A 21,412-nucleotide genomic window follows, 5' to 3' on the forward strand; every position below is an offset into this window, starting at 1 on the left:
AGCGGGTATCGAACCCAATGTTGTCAACGTCAAGTTTGCGAACAGCAAGATCCCGCACACCGGCGGCATGGGCACCACCCTCTTCACCATTGGCGGCGTTGTGCTCCTCGCGGCGGCGGGCACTCTGTTTGTCGTCTCCCGCAGAAAGCAGCAGCACAGCTAATCGGGATGGCGCTGAAAGTGCAAATTAGATCAAATTAAAACGGTTATATACCGCGGGGAGGGAGGTAGCTCCCTCCCCTGCGGTATCGTTGTTTTGCCGCGGCGGCAGGAGCTTTTCCACAGAATTTGGTCTGCGGGAAAGCTCGTACCTCCGGGAAGGGTGAAAAGGATTTTGCGTAAGAACATGAAAAAAAAACGAAAAATTAGCACGCTTCTAGCGGTTTTGTTGCTGATTGTAGGGCTGGGGGTTTTGCTGTATCCAAGCCTGAGCGACCTTTATTACCGCTGGGAAGCAGAGCAGGAGATTGCTCAATATAATCAAGTTGCAGAAGCAACACAAGAGGATTATTCCGACCTTTGGGCTGCGGCGGAAGAATATAACCGCAAATTGGCACAGGGCAATGCCTTTTCTGTTGCCGCGACAGCGGAGGAAGAGGCTAAAATTGAGCAATTCCTCAATCCGCTGGGCAATGGGATGATGGGGTATATTGATATTCCCAAAATCAATGTCCACCTTCCGATTTACCAGGGGATTGAAGAACAGGCGCTTCAAGCAGGCGTGGGATTCTGGCCGGGCACCAGCCTTCCAACAGGAGGCCCCAGCACACATTGCGTGCTTACAGCCCATAATGGCCTGGTCCGCGCAAAAATGTTTACGGATTTGGACCAGCTAGTAGAAGGCGATACGTTTTCCCTGTCCATTTTGGATCGGGTATTGACCTATGAGGTGGATCAGATCCTTGTTACAGAACCGGATGAGGTGGACGCACTGCAAATTGTAGAGGGACAGGACTACGTTACCCTTTACACATGTACCCCATATGGCGTGAATACCCACCGGCTTTTGGTAAGGGGACACCGCATTGAGACACCGGAAAACGTAAATTTGGGCAATGGAGCCGTGGATATCATACGGACGCAATCCGGTATGACGGTTTTGATTACCCTAGCAGTGGTTGGGCTTCTCATTCTGCTTTTCCGCATTTGGCGCATCTTCCGCGCCCGCAAGAAAAAGCAGCAAACATAAGAGATTTTACGAGGCGGTGATCGTTCCATGAATATACAACGGTTTTGGAAAAAGTTTGCAGTTGCCTTTATGGCCCTGGTATTGCTGTTGCCTTGCCTGGCAATACCAGCATTTGCATACAATCCAATCGATACCAGCCGCGAAACGTCCCTGACCGTGCATTTTGGCGAAGGGAGCACGGATTTTTCCGGCGTGGAATTCCGGATTTACCGGGTGGCCGATGTATCTGAATCGGGTGAATTTACCCTGGCTGGCGATTTTGTGGATTATCCCATTTCCCTGGAGAATTTGGATAATGCGGGGTGGCGTGCTCTGGCCCAGACCTTGGCAGGCTATGTTGCCCGCGACCATCTGGGCCCTTATAAAACGGCAAAGACCGATGAAAATGGGCGGGCATTCTTTGACCATCTGCCTACGGGCTTGTACCTTGTGATGGGGGATTCCTATGAGAAGGGCCGCACAACCTATACGCCTGACCCATTTGCCCTTTGCCTACCGAACCCGGATGGGGAAACAGGGGAATGGATTTATGATGTGGAAGCCTCCTGTAAATATGACAGCGAGTATGATCCTCCTCACGGAGGGGGCGGCGATGATGACCCATCAAGTGGCGGTGGAGGTGGTACTCCTGTGACCGTCACCCGCAGGGTGCAGAAGATTTGGGACGACAGCGGCCATACAGAAAACCGCCCGCAAGAAGTAGTTGTTCAACTCTTGAAGGATGGCGTGGTTTCCAGCACGGTGACGCTAAGCGCAAGCAACAATTGGTCCTATACTTGGTCGGGGTTGGATGCAAATTCCAATTGGCAAATAGTGGAACGCGATGTAGCAAACGGATATACCGTTTTGGTAGAACGGGAAGGCGACCTCTTCCGTGTAACCAACACCTACCAAGAGGATGTACCAGTCACCCCGCCTTCCACAGGGGAGTCCGAGGCCCCGCCCTCGGCGGAAAGCATCGAGCCAGCGCCTGAACCTGAGCCTGAGCCCGAAGAGAAGCTGCCCCAGACGGGCATGCTTTGGTGGCCTGTTCCGGTGTTAGCCTGCGGTGGAATATCGCTGTTTTTTGCCGGATGGGCCCGGCGCCGGAGACAGGAGGATTCGGATGTATAGAAAACATGATAACAATCGGAAACGTCGTTCCGGTACCGTGTTCATGTTAGGAGGGCTGCTGCTATTCGCAGCAGCCCTTTTTTTGACAGGATATAATCTGTGGGATGAACAACGGGCCGGGGACGCGGTGGCCGCTATCTTGGAACAAATGTCAGCGCTCCAGGGACGTGCGCAGGAAGGGCTGGGGGCCACGGGGGGCCAGGATCAAGAGGTACCGGATTATGTGCGAAACCCGGATATGGAGATGCCAACCGTGCAGATTGATGGAGAGGCATATATCGGGGTTTTAGAATTTCCAAGCCTCAGCGTGTCCCTCCCAGTCATAAGCGATTGGAGTGCGGCAAAATTGAGGACAGCACCCTGCCGCTATACAGGGTCTGCTTATCGGGACAACCTCGTCATAGCGGGGCATAATTATCGGACGCATTTTGGAAAGCTGCAAAACCTTTCCCTTGGGGATACCGTGCTATTTTTTGATGCGGATGGAAATCGATTTGCATACGAAGTAGCAGGGGTTGAGGAATTGGACTCCACCGCCATCGAGGAGATGGTCACCGGGGATTGGGATCTGACGCTTTTCACCTGCACGCTCAGCGGGCAGACCCGGTTCACCGTGCGTTGCATAAGATCTGAATAGCTGCTTCCCGCATTTAAGGGGAGAGAAGGCCATAGAAAAAGTCTGTTGCACCGCACCGAAAGGCGTCAAAGGAAATGGTATGGGAAGATACACTGTACAGCTCAGCCAGGCGCTTCTGTAAGGTTTGCCAGCAGATCGCCCACACTTATAGCAAACGCTGGGAAAGAAAATGATACCATCCATGCGGGAATCAAAAAGGGGAGGCCGGCGTGCAGATGGGATCGGCCGCAGATACGGGTTTCCCCAGCTTCCACAAGGATATTGTAAAAATGGCTCCGGAAAGCATTCGCTTTCCGGAGCCATTTTCAACTACATTTATTGGGGGGCAGACATGCTTTTACATTGTTTCTCCAATGCCGTATGGACGGGCTGGCTTTCGGATTCGTTACACAGCAATACAAGAATATCGCCAGCTTCCAAAATGGTATCCCCATGGGGGACGAGCTCCTGGTCGTGCCGTTTGACCGAAACCACCAGTGCCCCGCTGGGCCAAGGAATTTCCTGGATGGTTTTGCCGCACACTGGCGCCCCAAAACAGACGGGCGACTCGATCAAAAGCTTTTCGCCACTGGGTGGAGGAGTGGCGCCCTGCTTTTTCATGAGCCTTTCCAGGAGCATGTCATAGACAGGCTTCGCGTGCAACAGATCTGCAACGGCGTAGGCGGTCAGGGAGACCAGTGAGAGGGTCAACAGATGGGAGAAATTCCCGGTCATTTCACTGATCAAAATGATGCCAGTAATGGGGGCCCGGACGATTGCCGCAAACAGGCCGGCCATACCAAGAATGACAAAATTTTGCAAAGGATTTTCAATGCCACAGAGACCTAATACTTCGCTAAACGTACTGCCAGAGATCGCCCCCAATACCAGCAGCGGGAGGAAAATGCCACCAGGGACACCCGATCCAAAGCTGATCATGGAAAAGAGGAATTTCAGGCAAAATAGCAACAGCAGGGACTGGATTGCCATATCTTGCGAGACAAGCTCAATGAGGTTGTGGCCGCCGCCTAATACCAGCGGATATACAAGCAGACATGCGCCCGCCAAAAGGAATGGAATGGCGGTCCGGATGAACTGCGAACCAATTTTGCTGTATAGGTCCTGAGATTTCGCCACGCAGAAATTATATAGGGTCCCCACCAGCCCCAAAAGGATGCCGAGAATCAAGACCATCCAATAATTTTGCAACGGCATCATCTGTGCAGCAGAAAAGTCAAAGACCGGTTTTAAGCCGAAAACATAGCGGGAAATAAAATCGGCTGTAATAGAAGCCGACATTGCAGACAAAAGGACATCCGTTGAGAAATTCTTATGTAGCTCTTCCAAGGAAAAGAGCACGCCCGCAAAGGGGGCGTTAAAGGCGGCGGCAAGCCCCGCGCTTGCACCGCATGTCATCAGCATTTTTTCTTCAGTCTTGTCGCGATGGGATAACCGGGACACGCCTTTTCCCGCCATAGCGCCCATCTGGATGGAGGGCCCTTCGCGGCCCAGGGAGAGCCCTGCGCCGATGGTCAGGATCCCTCCGATAAATTTTGCCAGCAACACCCGCCACCAAGTCTGCGAGAGCCCGCCTTGCATTTCCCCTTCCACCTGCGGGATGCCAGAGCCACTGATGAACGGTTCTACGCGGAGAAGCAGCGTTACCAAGGCGGCAATGCCTAAGAGAGCAAGCATCCAGAGGGAAACAGCCCAGGGATGGGCGGAAAGAAATATCCCAATGGATTGCCGGAAGGCATCCGCCTGTTCCAATGAAACCCGAAAGAGCACCGCGACCATGCCCGCGGCGAATCCAACGGCGATTCCCTGCAATACCAAAGAATAACGGAAGCTGCGGAATCGTTTGATCAGCTTGGCCGTGGTAGTTTGATCCTGTTGCAAAGAGTTGCACCCCGTTTCTCATTCTCATCTTTCCCTTTGAGGGACAAGTATGCTTTTTTATATTATAGCACGGAAGGCAAAAGCTGTCGATTGAACGTGGCCACGGCAGGAAACGGCAATTGCCGTTGGTGCGGATGTTTATATCGGTTTTAATGCTTTATAAAAGGATCTCTAAGGGAAAGGAATATAACACAAAAGATGAAATGCCGCTATGCTCCTGGAAAATAGGGGAATGGGATACCCTGATATCCGCGGCCGAGCCATTGAGGCCACAAAGAGGGAACTGCTTTTTTACGGGGCATGGAAATCGTACCGTTCCCTTTTGGGGGTGAGCGGAAATTTTCCGGAAACCTTGTCCGGTTTCAGAACGCGCGATATCGGGGAGAAGCCGGCATAGCGGCGTTGTAGCCCCTTCACCCCAAGGGTTCAAACGGAAGATGGGGAAATCAAAGTGAAATAGAACGAACCGGGGTAAGCGTCCAAAGTACCAGGAACCGTTGCTCCATAACATCAAGTCCATCTTGTCCAAGTAGCGGAAGGGCTTGCTGCCTGCGAAGGACAGGCGGCAAGCCCTTCCGCTTTGCCTTGATACAGCGGCTATTGTAATGACCCGGATCACCCACCAGCTCGTATGGAAAATTCCATCCGGCCAATCCTTTCAGATAGAGCAGATCCCTTTTGAAGGACCCGGAGAAGCTTGTTATCCCTGTATGGTCCAGGCAGTTGCCTTTGCGGCCCATGCTCTGCTGGATGCCGTTTCTTTTGCACATACGCCGGCACAGTTTATGTTGCTATTGCCGGCCCTGGCTTGGAGTGGGAACCAGCCCTGTCCCATCTGGGATCGTTTTAACAGACTTATCCAGCATAACCGTTCCAACAAAAGGGGCATGTTGTGCTTCCGGTTATGAACCATTTTGCGCTTTGTAATCGATTCCCCATTGTTCCATGGCCTTAATGATAGGGCGCATCGATTCGCATAATTCGCTCAAAGAATATTCCACCCTTGGAGGGACTTCCGGATAGACCGTCCGTGTGATGATGCCGTCTTCTTCCATTGAGCGCAGGCTGTCCGTCAGAACTTTTTGGCTGATCCCCTCTAAATTTTTGCGCAGCTCGTTAAAACGCCACGGGCGCGCAAGAAGGTTGCGCAAAATCAAAAGTTTCCATTTACTTCCCACCATTTGTACGGTAATCCAGTATGCAAGAGGCGTACAAAGGGAAATGGAACAAGGCCGTATCCATCGCTTGACTTTTGAGAAAGCCCCAATATAAGGAGGGGATGAACGTGTTAAAAGATATGTTGTCTATTTTTACGGATAGAGCAGATTTTTTCTGGGAGTTATTGCTAGAGCATTTGGAAATAGCATTGGTTTCTATTTTGATTGCCATACTGTTCGGAGGGCTTGTAGGGATTCTGATCAGTGAATTCCCAAAAGCCGCAAGGCCGGCGCTAGGCGTGATCAATTTTTTGTATACGATACCGTCCATTTCTATGCTCGGTTTTTTGATCCCCTTTTCAGGTGTGGGCAATGCAACGGCCATTATAGCGCTGGCTATGTATGCATTGCTGCCGATGGTACGCAATACGCACACGGGTATTACGAATGTAGACCCCTCTATTTTGGAAGCGGCGAAAGGTATGGGAAGCACAAAAGCGCAGATTTTGTTTAAGATCAAACTCCCGCTTGCTATGCCAGTGATTATGTCGGGGGTTCGCAATATGGTGACGATGACAATTGCCCTTGCAGGTATTGCCTCTTTTATTGGTGCAGGGGGGGTTGGGGTCGCGATTTACCGGGGCATTACGACCAATAATGCGGCAATGACAATGGCCGGCAGCTTGCTGATTGCTTTGCTTGCCCTTGCAATGGATTTTATCCTTGGTTTCATTGAGAAACGTATCCGGAGACACAGCGCAAAAGCAAAGAGAACCAACAAAATGATGGCTGCCGTTGCGGCTGTCCTCTGTTTGGGCATTGTAGGGGGCGCCATAATCCATATACCGCAGAAAGACACCATACATATAGCCACAAAACCGATGACGGAACAATATATCCTCGGTGAAATGCTGGACATCCTGATCGAACAGGACACAGATTTGAATGTTGAGCTGATGCAGGGGGTCGGCGGCGGGACATCGAATATCCAGCCCGCAATGGAGAGCGGGGAATTCGACCTGTATCCTGAGTACACAGGCACGGGTTGGAATGCGGTCCTCAAACACGACGGTTTATATACCGAAGATTTATTCGGTGAATTGAAAAATGAATATAGCGAACAATTCCATATGGATTGGATTGGGATGTACGGCTTTGACAATACGTATGGTTTGGTTGTCCGCCGTGAAATTGCAGAAAAATATAACCTTAAAACCTATTCCGATCTCAAATCTGTAGCAGGCGATCTCACATTTGGTGCAGAATATGATTTCTTCGAACGCGAGGACGGCTATGACGCCCTTTGTGAAACCTATGGGCTGGATTTTGACAAAACAATGGATTTAGACATTGGGCTCAAATATCAGGCGATCCGCCAGGGAAAGATCGATGTGATGGTGATTTTTACAACAGACGGGCAACTGTCGGCTTCAGATGTGGTTGTTTTAGAAGATGACAAGCATTTGCAACAGCGCAGAGAATGCAACATCCGAGCTGGCTCCAACCAGAGTATTCTTCGATACAGCGGACTTCTCCGGTGCCAGGATTGCGGCCGTAGTTTCGTGGGAAAACGCGTACGTCTGAAAAGCGGAGAACGGGTAGAATATCGCTGCGACACTTACCATCGCTACGGAAAAGAATACTGCACCTCCCACACGGTGGAAGAAGCTGCTCTCGACGAACTAATCTGCAAGGAGCTGCTGGCAACGAAGCGGATGTATCAGGCAAACTGGGACGCCATGGACAAACTGATCGAACGGTGGCGTCCCAAAGCAGCCAGCGCTGTGGCGCAGATCAAAAAGCTGAAAGAACGAATCGATGTTTTGGAGGAAGAACTGGAGGTGATCCTGATGGAACGAATTCGGGACAAGTCGAATGCGGAGCGATACGAACGGATGATCCACAAGCGGGAAAAAGAAATCGCGTCGGCAAAAAAGCAGATCGAGGATCTGCAAAACATGGAGGCTGCCCTGCGGGATCGACAGACAAGGCTGAAACGAGATATCAGCCTAATCGATGATATCCTGAAAGAAGGGCGGATGTCCGAGGCGCATTTGCGGATGCTAGTGGATAAGATCTATGTTCGCGAGGAGAATGGAAAGCTGTCGCTGGAAATTTGTTTAAAAGCCCCCTTCCGGGATCATGTGGATATTTACGAGAACGGACAACAGGTCGACTCTCTCGTCTCTCTTAATTATGACTTTGATCGGCTAGCGAATATTCTCATGGAGGACGAGATAGAAGACGAGATGGAGGCGTAAGGAAACATGATGCGGGCCTGGATCTATGCAAGATTGTCCAACGACGATGACCAGGAAATGAATTCGCTCCTGAACCAGCAGGAGATTTGCCGGACATTTGCCAAACAGAACAGCTATCTGGTAATTGGGGAATCCTTCGATGATAACGTCAGCGGCATGACCTTCAGCCGCCGTGGCCTGGATAAGCTCACGGCAGCTGTAAACGATGATAAAATTGACGCCGTTCTTGTCAAGGATCTGTCCCGCCTTGGTCGTCATAGGACCCAGACCGCGTTATTGATTGACTTTCTGCGGGAACATGGGGTTCGGGTGGTATCCATAACAGAAGGGCTGGATACCTCCTCGGAAGAAGACGATCTGGTCATCGGTGTCCGTAGCCTGATGAACGATTATTATGCCAGAGATATTGGCAATAAGATCCGGGCTGGGTACCGTCAGAAACAGCGGGAAGGTATCGTGATTACTCCTCCCTTTGGCTATCAAAAAGATCGAAATACCAATACAATCGAACTTCACCCGGAAGCATCGGAAACCGTGCGGGCCGTCTATTCCCTATACTTACAAGGTTATGGGCAAAAAGAAATCGCCCGCAAGCTCAATGCGCTGGGGCGAAAGACACCGGCGCAGCTCCGGGCGGAACAATGCGGCAGAGAAGTTTGTGCGTCAAGTAAAACCAGGGATGGGCGCTATGTATGGACATATGCCAGCGTAAAAAATATCCTGGTCGAGGAGGCTTATACCGGGGTGCTGATCAATCACCGATCGGAAACCAACGGCGGCAAGGCGAAGCGATTGGATCAGACGGAGTGGTACCGGCACGAAAACTTCTTTCCTGTCATTATCGAGCATGGCATCTGGGAGAAGGTTCAGCAAAAACTGAAAGCGCAGGCCCGCCCGTCCAATGGCAACAAAGCGAAACACCGCTATGTCGGACTGATTCTCTGCAAAGAGTGCGGAAGCCCCTTTGTGCCGATGATCCGGTACTGGAACGGCAAGCGGCGCGTGGAGTATGTGTGCAAGGGATACCATCGGAATGGGAAAAGCTATTGCAGTTCCCACCGCATCCATGAGGAAGCACTGGATGCAGCAGTGCAGGAGTTTGTCCAGACCATGCGAGACAGGATGGCCGAGGCGCAAAAGGAACTGAAACGGAAGCAAAAAATGTGGGCGTTGAGGAAACCGGTCCTCGACGCCCACATTTTTGCGTTACAGGAGAGAATTCAGGAGTTGGAGCAGGATGTGGAGGGGATTGTGATGGAAAAATTGAAGGATAGCATTTGTGCCCCATAACTATTTGCTGTAAAAGGGTTTTCCTGAAAATAGAATGTTTTTATTTAACTAAATCTCAGAAGGAGCTCATCCATATTAAAAACCTTTGTTTTTTATTAAACCTCTATTTTAAATATCTCTTTGGAGATGAGAAAATTTTGGAAATTTTTTGACCACTTTGGTTTCAAAAACCCTGCTTTAGTGGAATATTTCGCAATTTGCATTTTCGCTTTTGTAGGATTATTGCTGAGAATCTGCGTCTCTCGATTATCCGGGGCATTACTTAGAAATTCATCTTCAGCTGCTGACGTCTGAATCAAGTTTATATCTGTAATAATTAAAATACGACGAACAAATTGCGAAAAACCGATAACTCCTCGTAAGCTTAGCTTCAAGGGTTGTCCTAACACAGGAGGTACAATGATGGGGACCTCTTTTGTATCCAAGTCGGATAATGTCGCAATGGGCAAGTAATGGTTATATGCACCTACAACATTTTGGGATGCGATAATATTGCGATGCATATAGCAGTTACGTGCTTCTTTGTAATACCGGTAGAGCAGCATATAGTTTTCCAGTTTGGAAAAATCCAACTGAACAGCATCTTTATAAACATCAAAGTATGCAGCTTTTAACACATCAGAGCGTTTTCCTCTAATTGCATAATACGATGTAAAATTCGCTTCCAGTCCCTCATACTGCAAACGTTTGATAAAACTGCCTTCTTTGTATCCTTTATCTCCAAATCGTTCAAAGTACAATCTTTGTGCCCAACCTTCATGAATTGCAAAGAGGTTATTCAGAAGCAACCATGCGAGCTGTTCCTCTTGATTTTCCCAAGCTGTATTTATAAATGACTCTCTATATCCAACTCCGTGAACAAGGTGTTCAGGATCGACTACGGCTTGGAAAGCTATATCGTCTGCATTTTCAACAGAAGCATTTATTTCGGAAAGCTTTCGCCTAGTATATAGCATACTTGCGCGCAGAGGATGTACAAAATCAAACGCAGCAGTAATATTATCCAATGCGTCTCTGGTCGCTTGAAAAAAGACACTTTCCACATCCATTTCTCCCTTCATGTTGTAAAAAGCGCCCATAACAAAATACATTACAGACGCTTGAGTGGAACATCGCAACACTATAGATGCCACGGCCTTCACCCATTCGCAAGCGTCCAGTATATTATTTTTTTACTCCATGGGAGATGGTTCTCCGCTATGAGCCTCCAGAGCTTCGATGCGGTGATCCTGCGTCAAGATTTCCATCTGACTGATGGCGATGGCGTTGAGCTTTGCCAGCCGCTCGGCCTGAGACATTCCTTCGCTGATGAACACCGCATTCAGGTTCTCCAGATTGGAAAGGCAGACCAGTTGAGAGACATTGGCGTAGTCACGGATATTCCCTTTCAGTTCGGGATGGCTGTCCCGCCACTGCTTTGCGGTCATACCGAACAGGGCCATGTTCAACACATCGGCTTCACTGGCATACACCATGGAAACCTGCTTTGCGGAAAGCTCCGGCGGGATCAGGTTCTCCTTGATGGCATCTGTATGGATGCGGTAATTGATCTTGACCAGGTTTCGCTTGATGTCCCAGCCAAGCTGTTTCATTTCCTCGGTCTTGAGCCGCTCAAACTCCTTGACCAGATACAATTTGAATTCGACAGAGATCCAAGAGGCAAACTCAAAGGCAATCTCCTTGTGGGCGTAAGTACCGCCATAGCGACCAGCCTTAGAGATGATGCCGATAGCCCCGGTCGATTCCACCCATTTCTGAGGGGTCATCACAAAGCTGTTCAAGCCGGCCTGACTCCTAAACGCATCGAATTCGACACGGTTAAAAGACGGGTTGTATAGAGATTCCCAAACACCCAGGAACTCAATCGTGTTCCGATTCCGCAGCCAGTTTTGGATAATGTAGCGAGGATTGTCGCTATCCTTCAGCTTGGCGATGTCAGTCAAGCTGATAAAGTCATCTCGCTCGGGATTCCATTGTACACTAATTTCCGCTCCCTTAACAACCAGTTTGTCCACTCGTCTGCACCTCCTTGCTGATTATTTTTTGGAGCAACCCCCGGCAGCCTTCCTCCACATCCCGCCAGGTCGTGTCGAAATCGTCGGTGTACCACGGATCGGCCACCTCTCCGGGACGGTGGGTAAAGTCCATCAGCAGGTGCATCTTGTCGGCAAAATCGCCGCCGCAGATTCGGTACATACTCCGCAGATTGGCTCGATCCATGCCAATCAGAAGGTCGTACTTCTCGTAATCGCTGTTCAGAAGCTGCCGGGCTCGTTTGCCGGAACAGTCGATACCATGCTCGGACAGCTTGCGGCGAGCCGGCGGATAGACCGGATTTCCGATCTCCTCGGTGCTGGTAGCCGCTGACTCGATTTGAATGTTCTGCTCCAGACCGGCTTTCTTCACCAGATCCTTCATGATAAACTCGGCCATCGGGCTTCTGCAAATATTGCCGTAGCAGAGAAAAAGTATCCTGATCATGCTCCGTACACTCCAACTCATTACTATCACGCTCAGTATAGCACTGAATCTCAGATTCGTCGAGTTGGATTTCCAGATGGGCGTCAGAATCGATTTTTCTCTGGAGTTCTGCCTTTGACCAGCCGAAACGGTCAGCGGCACGAAGATACCAGCGCCGCTCATCCGGCTCCATGTCTGCTTCCAAAATGACTACATTCTGCGTCCAACTGATTTCCATGGCCAGGGTCAGCAACTCGGGGGTGTCCTCATACATCCGATAGAACTCCCGCATCCGGCGAAGGTTGCGCGGGGAGAAGCCGGAAGCATCAGGGAAACGGCTGTGTAGATATTCGGCTGCGGCCACTGCCGCGCCTTTCTCCGACCGGGAACAGACGATGCGGCCCAGTTCGCAGCAGAGTTGCATCTGGGGCATCTCGGCGCTCAGCGCAGCCTCCAGAGCCGCAAACATGGTGGAATAATCGATGTTTTTGCGGATGTTCATAGCTTCTCCTTTCCGGCAGAACCTGCCTTATTTTGAAACAGGCCAAAGAGAAGCACAGGAGGCGCCTCCTGCGTTTCTCTTTGGCCTGTTCACACCACTTGTACCATCTGCTCCCAGAGCAGGACGAAGCGGTCGTCGATGATTTTGTTGTCGTGGTAATGTCCGAACAGCCAGTAGTGGAACTTAGCCCGTTCTTTGACTTCCTCCAGGAAGCCGGTCAGGTGGTCGTGAACGTATCCACCGTTTCCCAATATGTCCACGATGCTGTTTGGGGCGCAGTGTGTGATCACATAATCCACCTCATAGTGAATGCGTTCCAGATTGTGCCGAGCTTCCTCATACTCGGATTTATCGGGAAGCTCTTGTTTCCACCAGGAGCGGTGGTTGACCCGGAATCGGGCGCCCATTCTGCGAAGGACCCAGTATTGTTCTTCGAAATCGGGTGCTTTGGGGTTCAGAATACCGTCCTCGATATCATGGCTCCTGGCACCGCCCATGGCGAAGAAGGAGTACCCTTGCAGGTCAAAGACCTGCCCGCGCATCAGATGGATCACATGAGGCCGGATTCGCTGGATCTTTCCGCCGTTCCATTCCTCTGTCGGGTATTTTCTCAGCAGGTCGAAGTTTTCATGGTTGCCGCTGATAAACAGTGTGGTAAAGGGCCGATCCTCCAGCCAGTCCAGATTGCGCTCCTCCTTCTTGCCCCCGTCCCATACGCCGCCAAAATCTCCGCAGATGATCATATAGTCTTCCTTGGTCATTCCGGCCTGCTCGGGGAAGTGTTCGGGTGCGAACCGCTGGAAGTTGCCATGGGTATCGCCGGTTGCGTAGATCATTTCGGTTCACCTTCTTTTGCTTATTATATCATATCCTGCTCCACCTGAACGCCGCCGCGGAGGAAGACCGTGATTTTCTCCGCTGAGTTGACCTTGACCGTATCCACCAGCTGCCGGATGAGAGCTTCATCCCATTCGCTGATGTGGGTGGACGCCTGAGCCATCGCGGCAGCCGCATCTTCAATGCGCCGTACAGCCTGAGCGTTGCTCTGACGCTGTTCTTCGATCAGGGCCCGCTTTTCTTTCAGTACGGCAGCCTCATTCATGACAGCTCTCAGCTGGGCGGTGCAGGCGGTGGCATCCTCAGCTCGGGCGGATTCTGCCACCAGCTCACGGGTCTGGTCGTTCAGCTCGCCCAGCCGCCTTTCAATATCGGCAAGACTCATGCTCTCGCCGGGAACCGGAGCCAGCTCCATTTCCATGGCGGAGGTGATTTGCCGGATCAGCGTACCCTTTTGACTCATGACGGAGTTGATTGCGGCGAGGATTGCCTTCTGGAGCGGTTCCTCGTCCAGCGTTGGTGAATTGTGGCAGTACTTGGTGCCGTAGTCCAACCGGCTGACACAGCGCCACACGATGCGCTTCCTGCCTTGCTTGGACCAGGTGCAGCGGCGGTACAGGGTGCCGCATTCGCCGCAGACAAGGCGCTCCGACAAGGCGTATTTGCTGGCATAGGATGTCATCCCCGTGGGGGCATTCTTTTTGGAAGGGCTTTTCCCGGCACTGCGCCGCGCCATCTCTGCCTGTACCGCATCGAAGGTTTTGCGTTCCACGATGCCCTCATGATGATTCTGGACCAGATACATGGGGAGCTGCCCCGTGTTGCGGATGACCTTGCGGCTGATGCAGTCGCTGATGTAGGTCTTCTGGAGAAGGACATCTCCGCAATACTTCTCATTGGTCAGGATGCTTCGGATCGCCGTGATCGTCCATTGGGAGCCGCCGGTCACATTGGGGATCTGCCCCATTTCCAGCCTGTCTTTGATCATCCGAAGGCTGGCTCCGCTCAAATACTGGTCATAGATCGAGCGAACCACTTCTGCTTGCTCCTGGATGATTTTCGGTTTGCCATCCTCGCCTTTTTCATAGGCGTACAGCCGGTTATACTGTATGATTGTCTTTCCCTCGCGCATGGCCTGCCGCTTGCCCCAGCGGACATTGGCGCTGATGCTCTCGCTTTCTGCCTGAGCGAAGGCTCCAAGCATGGTGATGAGGATCTCGCTGTCGGCTTCCAGCGTGTTGATGTTCTCCTTTTCGAAGATGACCGCAATGCCCAATTCCCGCAGGGCACGGATGTAATTCAGGCAGTCCACCGTATTTCTGGCGAAGCGGGAGATGGATTTGGTCAGGACGATGTCGATCTTCTTCTGCTTGCACAGCCGGATCATCTTCAGGAATTCGGGCCGCTTCCGAGCCGATGTCCCTGTGATGCCCTCATCTGCGAAGATCCCGGCCATGGTCCACTCCCGGTTGGTCATGATTTTGTCGGTGTAGTAGTTCTGCTGGGCCTCATAGCTGGTGAGCTGCTCCTCGTCATCGGTGGATACCCGGCAGTAGGCAGCCACGCGAAGCTGGCGCTGGACCGCCTGCCGGCTTGCGACCTCCGGCTTTGCGGGTATGGTGATGACTTTGGGCGGGCTTTCTCTCATGCTGTTTCACTCCTTCCCAATTACTTGACCGTTTTTCAGCTTGATATTCAGACTTCCATCGTTATGACAATGGATGGCGGACACGGAACTTTGAAGCAGTTCTGCGTCCAACGCAGTCATGGGCTGACGCCCGGAAAACACTCTGCGCAGACGAACCGTTTCGTATTCGCGGGAGTCGACGGCACTATACTGAGCCGCAGCGATGGACAGGATCAACGCCTTTGCGGCATCCTCGTCGATTGGCTGACATCCCATCACCCTGTCCAGCTCACGCTGCAGGTTCAGTTCAGTGGATTGATCAGGCGGCGCTGTTGCCGGAAGCCGGAGCTGTTCCGGCGATACGATCAGGCTGTTGAGCAGATCCAGCACCTGCCGCTCCATGCGCGCTGTCGATGGCCGCCCGCTGAAGCGGCGGAGGAGCTTCTGCGTATCCGTTTTGGGAGCTGCCGTCTGTTTTGCGCTTCGCTTTTCCAATGCTTTCTCCAGGGCTTCTCGATCAATGACCGGCGGATAGCCGCGCTCTCCCGTATAACGGCTGTCTTCCAGAATTCGGGCAACCATGTTTTTGTTCCATAGCTTTCCCTCGTCATAGGGAATTGACTGTTCCCGAAGCTCCTCTACCAAGGTGTTGTAGGTAGCACCCGCAAGGTATTGTTGGAAGATGTACTCTACCAGCTTTGATTCCTGCGGATGGAGGGCAATTTCGCCCATAACCACCCTGTAGCCAAACGGCTGCTTCCGATTGCCCATCAGCGCACCGTCCTTTCTATGGTTTCGGACAGCTCCAGCCCGTTTTTCAGGCGGAAGCGGATTCGCTCATTGCTTTCCACGATGATTGTTTCAACGAGCTCACCGAACAGCTCTGCGTCAAAGCTGTCAAGGAAGTCCGAGCCATCATCCAAGATTTCCATCAGCTCTCTTGTTTGGGAGATGGTGTTGTCGCCATCGACGGCCAGAAGACGCTCCTTTTTCAGCTTTACAGCGCGGAGCTGCTCGGTCAACTCATTGCTCTGGGCTATAAAAATGTCAGGATCAATGAGGCCCTGTTGTTTCAGTGTGGCCAACATTTGATTCTGACTGGTAAGATCGGATATTTGTTTGTTAAGTTCAATGACATCCAGGCTCCAGAGCATCCGGCGGTTGCGGATGGCCTGGAGGGATAAAAGCATTTGCGAGAGAATATCCTCATTGTTTTGCTTTAGTTTGAAATAAAATCTCACGAATGTCTCTCGAATTTCGGAATCCAGCACCTGTGTTACAGGGCAACTTTGTGTATTCTGGCTATGCTTTCTACAGCTCCAGAACATTTTTTCGTGGCTGACTTTTTTCCGAAATGAAGTTCCGCATTGCCCACAAAATATTTTTTGATCAAATGGCGAATCATGGCTCTTGGAGATTTCCCGTTTGGCGCGACGATGGAGAAGCACTTGTACTGAATCGAATTCCTCCTTGGAAATAATAGCTGGATGCGTGGATTCCGCATAATACATTTCTTTTTCTCCATGGTTGCGTACCATTATTGGTGGAAATGCATCCGTCATATATGTTTTTTGCCACAGGGAATCTCCGATATATCGCTCGTTGGTTAGAATGTATCGAATAGAAGTTTTGTGCCATTTGATAGCTGAATTTCCTTTGCGTTTAGGGATACCTGCGAGATTAAGTGAATCTGCAATTGTAGCCATATTCTGTCCTGCGAGGTACGCTTGGAAGATATTGCGAACAATTTGGGCTTCTGCCTCATCAATCTCTATTTGCCGATTACAAACTTTATAACCGTAAGGAATTGACGATGGGAGGAATGTCCCGCTCTGCATTCTCCGCTGATAGCTCCACCGCATATTGCCGGAAATGGATTCGCTCTCGGCTTGGGCGAAGGATGCGAAGAGCGCAGTCATCATTTCGCCAGACATGGTTGCGGTGTCAATGTTCTCTTTTTCGAAGTAGACGCCGACGCCGAGCGATTTCAGCTCTCTGATGGTTTCCAGGCATTCCTTGGTATTGCGGGCAAAGCGGGAGATGGATTTCACCAGCACCCTGTCAATCAGCCCTCTGCGGCAATCTGCCAAGAGCCGCTGGAAATCCTCGCGTTTTTCAGCCGATGTCCCAGTAATACCCTCGTCCGCATATATGTCTACCATTCTCCAGTTTTCCTTGCTGGAGATCAGGTCACTGTAGTGACGGTTCTGGGCGGCGAAGGAGTTGAGCTGGTCATCAGAGGCGGAGCTGACACGGGCGTATGCCGCAACCCGCAATTTGGCGTTTTGGGGCTTTTCGGTTGCCTCGATGGTAATGACCCGGTATTGCTTTTCCCGAAGCGCCATGCTGCCGTCAATCATCAGCTTTTCCGCCATGTCAGTTCACCTCCTTTTTTGCAACACAAACAATACCACAACACCTTTGAAATAGCTATTGAAAAGAATGCGATTTCAGAAAGAAAGGATAATGTCCGCACCGGTCTGTGCGGCAATTCTGGCCAAAATTTTGCGGGCCTCTCTTTCTGTAGTTTTCTTCTGCTCTATCAGCGTGCGGAGCAGTTGGGCAATGCCACACAAATCGATATTTGTCATCTCGGTTCCTCGCTTTCGTGGATTTGTTTTGATAACAGAAATATGGGACCCAATCAGGGAGTTTGAGGAGAAAAGGAAGAGGAGTGTAGAGGGGGAAAGATGAAGAACTCAGAGGAACGGAGGTTGAGGAGAAGAAGAGGATGTACTGTGATCAGATCCCATATTTCTGCTATCAAAAGAAAAACAGAGGGCCGCTCCCAAAGGTCAGGTGAGCGAGTGTAGGCTCCGAGTCTGGAGCGGCCCTTTGTTTCTTGATGCTGCTTAGTCGCCTGTATTCGACACTACTTCCCCAGGCAGGGCGGCAACTTGAACTGTGCTGGCGCACATCATGGGACTCTCACCCCTCCGAGGATCTCTCCGAGCTGCGTAAACAGAAGTATCATTGTAGGCTGATGGGGTCATGGCGGGGACAGCTTGCCAAGGCTGTCTTGGCCTGAGTGGGTATCGCTCTGCACCTTATTTGGCCGTCCTTTGATGCGGATCTGCTCCGCACAGGTGGTCTTCGCGCACTCGGCCTGACGCTCTCCCGATCAGCTAAGGTATTCAAGTTGCCGGATATGACCGCCTGGGGCGGTGTTTTTCAAGGTTCGCTGAGATGTTTTGATCTCACGAAGATTGTAACTCTGCGCGTATTCTTCCAACAGAAACAGAATGGAAAGTTTACCAACCCAAAATGGAAAGTTTTTAGAGGGATGCCTCCAATTCGGACAGCAGAGCGATGGCCATCCGCAGTCCGCGCTTCTGTTCCTCTGCAAAATCTCCTTTTCCCACCAGGAGATAATCCAGAGAAACATCAAAGAATGCTGCAAACTCTACGGCCAGCTCGACTGGGCCAGTCTGCTTTCCAGTTTCGATTTTTGCGATGTATGGAGTGCTGACATTCATCTTCTCTGCCAACTGCTCCTGTGTGAGCCCACGCTTTTTTCGCAAGCTCCTGATCCTTGAACCATAGTCCTCTCTATTAAAGTACATGGTGATTTACTCCGTCTTCTGAAATTTGGATGCGAACCAAATTTCGGAGCGGTGGGTCGCGGCAATGGAGCGACCGGACATACCGAACGCTGAGCAGAGGCCGCCATTTTTCGACAAACAAAAAATGCACCCACCGTGCGGTGAGTGCATACGAAGAGAAATATTTGCCGAGCTTTAGCGGTATATAGTGAGTAAGGACAAATGGTGTCGAATAAAAAAGAACCGCAACCCCTTGGAGGATTGCGGTATGTAATGTTGTTCTTTTTTCCCTGACCCCCGGCGGGTGTTCATTGCTCCCTATACGATTTCCTGCCATATTCTCCCCTTGCGGGGATAACAGACAAAAAGTGCGTTTCCCCTCACCGTTTCGATGGGGGTATTATAATAGGGAATTTTTAGGGGTTTCTTAGAAATCGCTTAGGTTTTAGGCAGTTTTGCTGAAATTTGAAGATTATCCGCTTTTTGTATTGTTATATATTCATACTGGCTAAAAAGCACAAGCCAAAACTATGCATTATATATGTGCAATTAGTCTGACAAGACTTTCTATATCTTATTATTCTATTCTACCAAGGGTACACTAAACTTGTCAACATATTTCTTGTGGTCGGAGGGTTGGCAAGTGGAATATGGAACGATTCGGATTAAGCTGGACGAGCTGTTGAAGGCATCTGGTCTTAGCAAGAACATGCTGAGCCATCGAGCTGAGATGCAGCGGACGCAGATCAATAATTATTGTAAAAACCAAATTACTCGTTTAGATATAGATGTCCTCGCAAGGCTTTGTACGGTGTTGAATTGTGGGATCGGTGATCTATTAGAATTTATACCACCAGAAAAGATAGAAAAATGAGGCTCGCAGGAGGCATAGCAATACTTTTCCAGTATATTGGACGGTCGGCATTTCAAATGGGAACGGCAAATTAATTATAAACGCAGTTGCAAATTCTGAAGCTCATTTTCTATTGGTTATCACCGAGAGTCTTTGCAAAATCACCGAAATACAACAAAAAAGAACCGGTCGAGATCTCGTGCATGAAATCTCGACCGGTTTTCTGTTATTGGGGAATTAACTTAGTATTACTTCGCCTCTTTGCGGAAGCACATGAACCAGTCCAGGCAATACTGATTCTCGCTCTGGTTGTCCATCCGCTCCTTGGCTACGCCGCAGCTGCCAGCGGTGGGTACGATGACATCATCGCCGGGTCGCCAGTCGGCCGGGGTGGCGCAGGCGTCGGCGTCCGCTTTCTGGAGCGCCAGGATGATACGCTTGATCTCGTCAAAGTTGCGGCCCGTGGACAGCGGATAGTACAGGATGGTTCGCACCACGCCGTTGGGGTCGATGACAAACACGGCCCGCACCGCCTGGGTGTTGGACTGTCCCGGCTGAATCATGCCGTACTTGTTGGCCACCTCCATGCGGATATCCTCGATGAGGGGGAAGGTCACGTTGATGTGTTTCTTGCCGTTCCACTCCAGCTCCTGGATCTTCCGCAGCCAGGCGATGTGGGAGTAGATGGAGTCCACTGAAAGGCCCACCAGCTCAGTATTGAGAGCCTTGAACTCGTCGATCATGGAGCCGAAGGTCATAAACTCCGTGGTGCAGACCGGGGTGAAATCCGCAGGATGGGAGAAGAGGATCACCCATTTGCCGGCGTAATCCTCCGGGAATTTGATAGGGCCCTGGGTGGTGACAGCCTCGAAGGACGGGGCCTTGTCGCCAATAAGAGGCATTCTGTTTTCCTGATCCATGGTAAGCGCTCCTTTCGTTAGCAGTCAAGTTCGATGAATATGATATATGGGTTCTTTGGAGAAAGGCCGTAATACTCTATCTGAAACAGAGTTAACCCAGCAGCTCGCTCTCCAAATCCTGCAGCATGATGTCCAGTGCGGAGATACCACCCTCGGCGGTGTACCACACGGCGGGGTGAGCCAGATAGACGATGTTGCCGTTCTTGTAGGCGTCGGTTCCCATCACCAACTCGTTTTCCATGATCTCCTGGGCCAGCTTTGCCCCGTCGGTGCCGATGGCGGCGTCGCGGTCCAGAACGAAGATATAGTCGGGTGCCTTCTCCACGATGAACTCAAAGGATGCTTCGTTGCCATGGGTGGAGGTGTCGATGTTAGCGTCCACGCCAATATTTTCGAAACCGATTTCGCGTCCAATCATAGAGCAGCGGCCGTCATTGCCCAGCACATTGTAGCTGCCGCTGGTGACCAGTCCCACGATGGCGGTCTTACCGGCGGCAAATTCGGACAGGGCGGTAATGCGGGCATCGAAGTCAGCCATCAGCTCGTCTACCTTGTCCTCCAGACCAAACATGGAGGCGATGGTAGTGGCATTCTGCCGCACGCTCTCCACGACCCCAAGCTCGGTATCCGTGGCCAGATAGACTACAGGAGCGATTTCGCTGAGGGCGTCATAACTGGAAGCCAGACGGCCGCCGATAAAGATGACATCCGGCTCACAGGCCATGACTGCTTCCAAATCGGCCTCCTTGATGGTGCCCAGGTTGGCAATATCGTCATTGATGTAGTCCTGGAGATACTCCAGACTGGTGGAGGCAGTACCCACTACCCGGTCGCCCACGCCCAGGGCATCCAGAATGTCCAACGAGGCCATATCCAGAATGGCGATACGCTGGGGATCGTAAGGCACCTCCAGCTCCGCCGCCTCCTTGTTGGCATTGAGGCTGGTAATAGTCACGGACTCAGGGGCTCCACCATTTTGGGTTTCTCCGCCGGACTGACTGCTGCTGGGCGAGGAGGTATTCTCGGAAGAATCGCCGCCGTTCTGAGCGGAGCAGGCCATGAGGCTCAGGGCCATCACACCGGCCAGGGCAAGAGAAAGCATCTTTTTCATGTTCATTTTTGGTTACTCCTTTTCTAAAAAGTACT

The 21,412-nt window shown here is 51.1% G+C and carries 19 protein-coding genes and 1 pseudogene; 7 read left to right on the top strand and 13 right to left on the bottom strand.

Translation table 11 applies throughout. The annotated features are described in order from the left end of the window. The first annotated feature begins 49 nt into the window (after positions 1-49). The 4 genes from I2G69_RS14530 to I2G69_RS07675 all read left to right on the top strand — a co-directional run bounded on the left by I2G69_RS14530 (position 50) and on the right by I2G69_RS07675 (position 2,939). Positions 50-163: an LPXTG cell wall anchor domain-containing protein gene (locus tag I2G69_RS14530; RefSeq protein ID WP_442858889.1), complete on the top strand. Its 114-nt coding sequence runs from the start codon at positions 50-52 to the stop codon at positions 161-163. A 183-nt stretch (positions 164-346) separates the two neighbouring features. Beyond that, positions 347-1,189, top strand: a complete 843-nt coding sequence (locus I2G69_RS07665) for a class C sortase (RefSeq protein WP_087234675.1) — start codon at positions 347-349, stop codon at positions 1,187-1,189. A 27-nt stretch (positions 1,190-1,216) separates the two neighbouring features. Further along, entirely contained in the window at positions 1,217-2,302 is a 1,086-nt protein-coding gene (locus I2G69_RS07670) for a Cna B-type domain-containing protein (protein ID WP_195560543.1), read from the top strand. Then, the gene (locus tag I2G69_RS07675) at positions 2,295-2,939 is read left to right on the top strand and encodes a sortase (protein ID WP_087234673.1); all 645 of its coding nucleotides are present in this window, start codon (positions 2,295-2,297) and stop codon (positions 2,937-2,939) included. The genes I2G69_RS07670 and I2G69_RS07675 overlap by 8 nt, the downstream gene beginning before the upstream one ends. A gap of 315 nt (positions 2,940-3,254) precedes the next feature. Here I2G69_RS07675 and I2G69_RS07680 read toward each other — a convergent pair whose 3' ends face one another. Continuing rightward, on the bottom strand, positions 3,255-4,817 hold the full coding sequence (locus tag I2G69_RS07680; RefSeq protein WP_237967004.1) for a ClC family H(+)/Cl(-) exchange transporter: 1,563 nt from the start codon (positions 4,815-4,817) through the stop codon (positions 3,255-3,257). A gap of 902 nt (positions 4,818-5,719) precedes the next feature. Continuing rightward, positions 5,720-5,998 (bottom strand): winged helix-turn-helix transcriptional regulator, encoded by a 279-nt coding sequence (locus I2G69_RS07685; protein WP_195560544.1) that lies wholly within the window; start codon positions 5,996-5,998, stop codon positions 5,720-5,722. A gap of 116 nt (positions 5,999-6,114) precedes the next feature. Between I2G69_RS07685 and I2G69_RS14535 the strand changes: the two genes are divergently transcribed. Further along, on the top strand, positions 6,115-8,235 hold the full coding sequence (locus tag I2G69_RS14535; RefSeq protein ID WP_442858890.1) for a glycine betaine ABC transporter substrate-binding protein: 2,121 nt from the start codon (positions 6,115-6,117) through the stop codon (positions 8,233-8,235). A gap of 6 nt (positions 8,236-8,241) precedes the next feature. Next, positions 8,242-9,525: a recombinase family protein gene (locus I2G69_RS07695; protein WP_195560546.1), complete on the top strand. Its 1,284-nt coding sequence runs from the start codon at positions 8,242-8,244 to the stop codon at positions 9,523-9,525. 95 nt (positions 9,526-9,620) lie between these two features. Here the strand turns inward: I2G69_RS07695 and I2G69_RS07700 are convergent, their stop codons facing one another. From I2G69_RS07700 to I2G69_RS07745, 9 genes and pseudogenes are all read right to left on the bottom strand, one after another. Next, positions 9,621-10,586 (bottom strand): hypothetical protein, encoded by a 966-nt coding sequence (locus tag I2G69_RS07700; protein ID WP_195560547.1) that lies wholly within the window; start codon positions 10,584-10,586, stop codon positions 9,621-9,623. Between the two features lie 111 nt (positions 10,587-10,697). Beyond that, a complete protein-coding gene (locus tag I2G69_RS07705) occupies positions 10,698-11,540 on the bottom strand; it encodes a KilA-N domain-containing protein (protein WP_195560548.1) in 843 nt (280 codons plus the stop codon). Then, positions 11,521-12,006, bottom strand: a complete 486-nt coding sequence (locus I2G69_RS07710) for a low molecular weight protein-tyrosine-phosphatase (protein WP_195560549.1) — start codon at positions 12,004-12,006, stop codon at positions 11,521-11,523. The genes I2G69_RS07705 and I2G69_RS07710 overlap by 20 nt, the downstream gene beginning before the upstream one ends. A gap of 88 nt (positions 12,007-12,094) precedes the next feature. After that, a pseudogene (locus I2G69_RS14540) lies at positions 12,095-12,487 on the bottom strand (DUF1016 N-terminal domain-containing protein); the annotation flags it as partial. 89 nt (positions 12,488-12,576) lie between these two features. After that, positions 12,577-13,323 carry a metallophosphoesterase family protein gene (locus I2G69_RS07720; protein WP_195560550.1) on the bottom strand — a complete coding sequence of 249 codons (747 nt, stop codon included), beginning with the start codon at positions 13,321-13,323 and terminating at the stop codon, positions 12,577-12,579. A 23-nt stretch (positions 13,324-13,346) separates the two neighbouring features. Next, the gene (locus tag I2G69_RS07725; protein ID WP_195560551.1) at positions 13,347-14,972 is read right to left on the bottom strand and encodes a recombinase family protein; all 1,626 of its coding nucleotides are present in this window, start codon (positions 14,970-14,972) and stop codon (positions 13,347-13,349) included. A gap of 6 nt (positions 14,973-14,978) precedes the next feature. Continuing rightward, positions 14,979-15,722 (bottom strand): recombinase family protein, encoded by a 744-nt coding sequence (locus I2G69_RS07730; protein WP_195560552.1) that lies wholly within the window; start codon positions 15,720-15,722, stop codon positions 14,979-14,981. Beyond that, positions 15,722-17,326, bottom strand: coding sequence for a recombinase family protein (locus I2G69_RS07735; protein ID WP_195560553.1), 1,605 nt, complete (start codon positions 17,324-17,326; stop codon positions 15,722-15,724). Before I2G69_RS07735 ends, I2G69_RS07730 begins: the two co-directional genes overlap by 1 nt. Positions 17,327-18,226: 900 nt before the next feature. Beyond that, on the bottom strand, positions 18,227-18,514 hold the full coding sequence (locus I2G69_RS07745; protein ID WP_087272585.1) for a helix-turn-helix domain-containing protein: 288 nt from the start codon (positions 18,512-18,514) through the stop codon (positions 18,227-18,229). A 622-nt stretch (positions 18,515-19,136) separates the two neighbouring features. Between I2G69_RS07745 and I2G69_RS07750 the strand changes: the two genes are divergently transcribed. Beyond that, on the top strand, positions 19,137-19,367 hold the full coding sequence (locus I2G69_RS07750; RefSeq protein ID WP_087238088.1) for a helix-turn-helix domain-containing protein: 231 nt from the start codon (positions 19,137-19,139) through the stop codon (positions 19,365-19,367). Between the two features lie 227 nt (positions 19,368-19,594). On the opposite strand, the gene I2G69_RS07755 is transcribed toward I2G69_RS07750, so the two are convergent. Together I2G69_RS07755 and I2G69_RS07760 are read right to left on the bottom strand one after the other, a co-directional pair. Then, entirely contained in the window at positions 19,595-20,266 is a 672-nt protein-coding gene (locus I2G69_RS07755) for a peroxiredoxin (protein ID WP_087232809.1), read from the bottom strand. A gap of 91 nt (positions 20,267-20,357) precedes the next feature. Further along, on the bottom strand, positions 20,358-21,377 hold the full coding sequence (locus tag I2G69_RS07760; RefSeq protein WP_195560624.1) for a siderophore ABC transporter substrate-binding protein: 1,020 nt from the start codon (positions 21,375-21,377) through the stop codon (positions 20,358-20,360). Positions 21,378-21,412 lie beyond the last annotated feature (35 nt).

It is taken from the genome of Anaeromassilibacillus sp. D41t1_190614_C2 (genome assembly GCF_015558525.1).
In the GTDB taxonomy this organism is placed as follows: domain Bacteria; phylum Bacillota; class Clostridia; order Oscillospirales; family Acutalibacteraceae; genus Anaeromassilibacillus; species Anaeromassilibacillus stercoravium.